2 tRNA genes and 3 rRNA genes are annotated in these 5,505 nt (G+C 51.4%); all 5 read right to left on the bottom strand.

Annotation, left to right across the window (positions count from 1 at the left end):
* Nucleotides 1–32 precede the first annotated feature (32 nt).
* Nucleotides 33–147 (bottom strand): 5S ribosomal RNA (gene rrf, locus PSI9734_RS11945).
* Between the two features lie 115 nt (nt 148–262).
* Nucleotides 263–3,145, bottom strand: a 23S ribosomal RNA gene (locus PSI9734_RS11940).
* 208 nt (nt 3,146–3,353) lie between these two features.
* Nucleotides 3,354–3,429: transfer RNA gene (locus PSI9734_RS11935), tRNA-Ala, on the bottom strand.
* 172 nt (nt 3,430–3,601) lie between these two features.
* A tRNA-Ile gene (locus tag PSI9734_RS11930) sits at nt 3,602–3,678 on the bottom strand.
* A gap of 101 nt (nt 3,679–3,779) precedes the next feature.
* A 16S ribosomal RNA gene (locus PSI9734_RS11925) occupies nt 3,780–5,323 on the bottom strand.
* The 16S, 23S and 5S rRNA genes sit together here with 2 tRNA genes alongside, the layout of an rRNA operon.
* Between the last annotated feature and the right edge of the window lie 182 nt (nt 5,324–5,505).

The following is a 5,505-nucleotide window of genomic DNA, read 5'->3' as shown; positions in this document are numbered from 1 at the left end:
CAGCGTTAGCTGAGGGCCTCTTCTAAATTAAAGCCTGGCGGTGTCCTACTCTCACATGGGGAAGCCCCACACTACCATCGGCGCTGAAGCGTTTCACTACTGAGTTCGAGATGGATCAGGTGGTTCCACTTCGCTATGGCCGCCAGGCATAAACTGTTAAACAATATAAACCGGCTGATTGTATAGAGCGTGCCACTCTTACTTGCATTTGATAAAGGTTCGAACTTGTTTCGAGTCAACCCTTAAACACCTTCGGTGTTGTATGGTTAAGCCTCACGGGCAATTAGTACGGGTTAGCTCAACGCATTACTACGCTTCCACACCCCGCCTATCAACGTTGTCGTCTACAACAACCCTTCAGAGCACTTACGTGCTAGTGAGAGCTTATCTCGAGGCTCGCTTCCCGCTTAGATGCTTTCAGCGGTTATCGATTCCGAACATAGCTACCGGGCAGTGCCATTGGCATGACAACCCGAACACCAGGGGTTCGTTCACTCCGGTCCTCTCGTACTAGGAGCAACTCCTCTCAACTCTCAAACGCCCACGGCAGATAGGGACCGAACTGTCTCACGACGTTCTAAACCCAGCTCGCGTACCACTTTAAATGGCGAACAGCCATACCCTTGGGACCGACTACAGCCCCAGGATGTGATGAGCCGACATCGAGGTGCCAAACACCGCCGTCGATATGAACTCTTGGGCGGTATCAGCCTGTTATCCCCGGAGTACCTTTTATCCGTTGAGCGATGGCCCTTCCATTCAGAACCACCGGATCACTATGACCTACTTTCGTACCTGCTCGACGTGTCTGTCTCGCAGTTAAGCTGGCTTGTGCCATTACACTAACCGTACGATGTCCGACCGTACTTAGCCAACCTTCGTGCTCCTCCGTTACTCTTTGGGAGGAGACCGCCCCAGTCAAACTACCCACCAGGCACTGTCCTCAACCCCGATAAGGGGCCTAAGTTAGAACATCAAACATACAAGGGTGGTATTTCAAGGATGGCTCCACGTCAACTAGCGCCAACGTTTCTAAGCCTCCCACCTATCCTACACATGGAGGTTCAATGTTCAGTGCCAAGCTGTAGTAAAGGTTCACGGGGTCTTTCCGTCTAGCCGCGGGTACACCGCATCTTCACGGCGATTTCAATTTCACTGAGTCTCGGGTGGAGACAGCGTGGCCATGGTTACACCATTCGTGCAGGTCGGAACTTACCCGACAAGGAATTTCGCTACCTTAGGACCGTTATAGTTACGGCCGCCGTTTACCGGGGCTTCGATCAAGAGCTTCGCTTACGCTAACCCCATCAATTAACCTTCCGGCACCGGGCAGGTGTCACACCCTATACGTCCACTTTCGTGTTTGCAGAGTGCTGTGTTTTTAATAAACAGTCCCAGCCACCTGGTCACTGCGGCCAGCTCCAGCTCCCCCCGCAAGGGGTTCACTAGCTCTGGCGTACCTTCTCCCGAAGTTACGGTACTATTTTGCCTAGTTCCTTCACCCGAGTTCTCTCAAGCGCCTTAGTATTCTCTACCTGACCACCTGTGTCGGTTTGGGGTACGGTCAATATATACCTGAAGCTTAGAGGCTTTTCCTGGAAGCAGGGCATCAACAACTTCGCACCCGTGGGTACTCGTCTCGTATCTCAGTCTTAAGCGCCCGGATTTACCTAAGTGCTCAACCTACATACTTTCACCGGGATTACCAACACCCGGCTTGCCTAGCCTTCTCCGTCCCCCCATCGCAGTATATATCGGTTCAGGACTATTAACCTGATTCCCATCGACTACGCCTCTCGGCCTCGCCTTAGGGGCCGACTTACCCTACCCTGATTAACATGGGATAGGAAACCTTGGTCTTCCGGCGTGGGAGTTTTTCACTCCCATTATCGTTACTCATGTCAGCATTCGCACTTCTGATACCTCCAGCAGACTTCTCAGTCCACCTTCAACGGCTTACAGAACGCTCCCCTACCCAGCATACAAGTATGCTGCCGCAGCTTCGGTGCATGGCTTAGCCCCGTTACATCTTCCGCGCAGGCCGACTCGACTAGTGAGCTATTACGCTTTCTTTAAAGGATGGCTGCTTCTAAGCCAACCTCCTAGCTGTCTGAGCCTTCCCACATCGTTTCCCACTTAGCCATGACTTGGGGACCTTAGCTGGCGGTCTGGGTTGTTTCCCTCTTCACGACGGACGTTAGCACCCGCCGTGTGTCTCCCGGATAGTACTCACTGGTATTCGGAGTTTGCATGGGGTTGGTAAGTCGGGATGACCCCCTAGCCCAAACAGTGCTCTACCCCCAGTGGTATTCGTCCGAGGCTCTACCTAAATAGATTTCGGGGAGAACCAGCTATCTCCGGGCTTGATTAGCCTTTCACTCCGAGCCACAGGTCATCTCCTAATTTTTCAACATTAGTGAGTTCGGTCCTCCAATTGATGTTACTCAATCTTCAACCTGCCCATGGCTAGATCGCCCGGTTTCGGGTCTATACCTTGCAACTAAGCGCCCAGTTAAGACTCGGTTTCCCTACGGCTCCCCTATGCGGTTAACCTTGCTACAAAATATAAGTCGCTGACCCATTATACAAAAGGTACGCAGTCACCCTCCGAAGAAGGCTCCTACTGCTTGTACGTAGACGGTTTCAGGTTCTATTTCACTCCCCTCGCCGGGGTTCTTTTCGCCTTTCCCTCACGGTACTGGTTCACTATCGGTCAGTTGGGAGTATTTAGCCTTGGAGGATGGTCCCCCCATATTCAGTCAAGATAACACGTGTCCCGACCTACTCGTTTTCACATTCATGGCCTCGTCGTGTACGGGACTATCACCCTGTATCGTCGAGCTTTCCAGCTCATTCCACTAACACCATGATTGCTTAAGGGCTACTTCCCGTTCGCTCGCCGCTACTAGGGAAATCTCGGTTGATTTCTTTTCCTCCGGGTACTTAGATGTTTCAGTTCTCCGGGTTCGCTTCCTTAACCTATGAATTCAGTTAAGGATAGTGTGCAAGCACACTGGGTTTCCCCATTCGGAAATCCATGACTCAAGCGGCTCTTACTGCCTCATCATGGCTTATCGCAAGTTAGTACGTCCTTCATCGCCTCCAACTGCCTAGGCATCCACCGTCTACGCTTCGTCACTTAACCATACAACCCGAAAGTGTCTTTCAAAGTTATATGGGCTGTTCTCGATGCTATACACAAGTTCGATACGCCTCTACCAAATGGTTGATTCAAGTAGAGTGGCATTTCATTACTTTATTACAATCAGCTTGTTCATATTGTTAAAGAGCGTCGTAACACAAAGTTACTGTTAAGCCCTAAAGCTTAACGCTAACTTCGCAAAGGATAGAAATGGTGGAGCCAAGCGGGATCGAACCGCTGACCTCCTGCGTGCAAGGCAGGCGCTCTCCCAGCTGAGCTATGGCCCCGTTCTCGTTGTTCGTGCGCTGCGCTGTTCGTGCGCTGCGCTGTTCGTTATTCGTAAAACAACAAACCAAACCAACTAAAACCGATAAAGTAATTTGAAGGAGGGCAAGGCGTGAGGGTGCGAAGCATAGCCTGCTATGCGAGTACCCGAACAACGCAGCCATCGTTCAAATTTGGTGGGTCTGAGTAGACTTGAACTACCGACCTCACCCTTATCAGGGGTGCGCTCTAACCAGCTGAGCTACAGACCCAGTATCCGCTAAATCTGCTAAAAGCAGACCCAGTTTCTATCCGTTACATCTACCAAACCAGGCAATCTGTGTGAGCACTTAACTTCTTCAAGGCTTTTTCATAAGGAGGTGATCCAGCCCCAGGTTCCCCTAGGGCTACCTTGTTACGACTTCACCCCAGTCATGAACCACACCGTGGTAAACGCTCTCCCGAAGGTTAAGCTATCTACTTCTGGTGCAGCCCACTCCCATGGTGTGACGGGCGGTGTGTACAAGGCCCGGGAACGTATTCACCGTGGCATTCTGATCCACGATTACTAGCGATTCCGACTTCATGGAGTCGAGTTGCAGACTCCAATCCGGACTACGACGCGCTTTTTGAGATCCGCTCACTCTCGCGAGTTGGCTTCCCATTGTACGCGCCATTGTAGCACGTGTGTAGCCCATCCCGTAAGGGCCATGATGACTTGACGTCGTCCCCACCTTCCTCCGGTTTATCACCGGCAGTCTCCCCAGAGTTCCCACCATTACGTGCTGGCAACTAAGGATAAGGGTTGCGCTCGTTGCGGGACTTAACCCAACATCTCACAACACGAGCTGACGACAGCCATGCAGCACCTGTCTCAGCGTTCCCGAAGGCACTAAACTATCTCTAGTAAATTCGCTGGATGTCAAGGGATGGTAAGGTTCTTCGCGTTGCATCGAATTAAACCACATGCTCCACCGCTTGTGCGGGCCCCCGTCAATTCATTTGAGTTTTAACCTTGCGGCCGTACTCCCCAGGCGGTCAACTTAGTGCGTTAGCTGCGTTACTCATCTTGTTTATAAGACGAACAACTAGTTGACATCGTTTACGGCGTGGACTACCAGGGTATCTAATCCTGTTTGCTCCCCACGCTTTCGTACCTCAGCGTCAGTTTCTGACCAGGTGGCCGCCTTCGCCACCGGTATTCCTTCCTATATCTACGCATTTCACCGCTACACAGGAAATTCTACCACCCTCTTCAGAACTCGAGCCTGCCAGTTCAAAATGCCATTCCCAGGTTGAGCCCGGGGCTTTCACATCTTGCTTAACAGGCCGCCTACGTACCCTTTACGCCCAGTAATTCCGATTAACGCTTGCACCCTCCGTATTACCGCGGCTGCTGGCACGGAGTTAGCCGGTGCTTCTTCTGTGGCTAACGTCAATCGTTGCCGCTATTAACGACAACGCCTTCCTCACCACTGAAAGTGCTTTACAACCCGAAGGCCTTCTTCACACACGCGGCATGGCTGCATCAGGGTTTCCCCCATTGTGCAATATTCCCCACTGCTGCCTCCCGTAGGAGTCTGGGCCGTGTCTCAGTCCCAGTGTGGCTGATCATCCTCTCAGAACAGCTAGAGATCGTCGCCTTGGTGAGCCATTACCCCACCAACTAGCTAATCTCGCTTGGGCCCATCTTTAGGCGTGAGGTCCGAAGATCCCCCACTTTGGTCCGTAGACATTATGCGGTATTAGCCACAGTTTCCCGTAGTTATCCCCCGCCTAAAGGCAAGTTCCCAAGTCTTACTCACCCGTCCGCCGCTCGTCAGCAAAGAAGCAAGCTTCTTCCTGTTACCGCTCGACTTGCATGTGTTAGGCCTGCCGCCAGCGTTCAATCTGAGCCATGATCAAACTCTTCAGTTTAAAGTGTTTAATCGACTCATTGAATCAATGACTTAATAAAATCTAATTTGTTAAGCACTTCTCCAATCAGTCAGGTGTATTCTCTTCGTTATACGAAAGAATACTCGCATCCGTAGATGCTTTCTCTGCCTGAATCCGGTAAGTGCCCACACAGTTTGCTTGGCTTGGTATATTGTTAAAGA

Origin of the sequence: Pseudidiomarina piscicola (assembly GCF_902806985.1) — a bacterium.
Classification (GTDB): Bacteria; Pseudomonadota; Gammaproteobacteria; order Enterobacterales; family Alteromonadaceae; genus Pseudidiomarina; species Pseudidiomarina piscicola.
The sequence above is the reverse complement of the archived record's forward strand: the minus strand, read 5'-3'. Positions and strand labels throughout refer to the sequence as shown.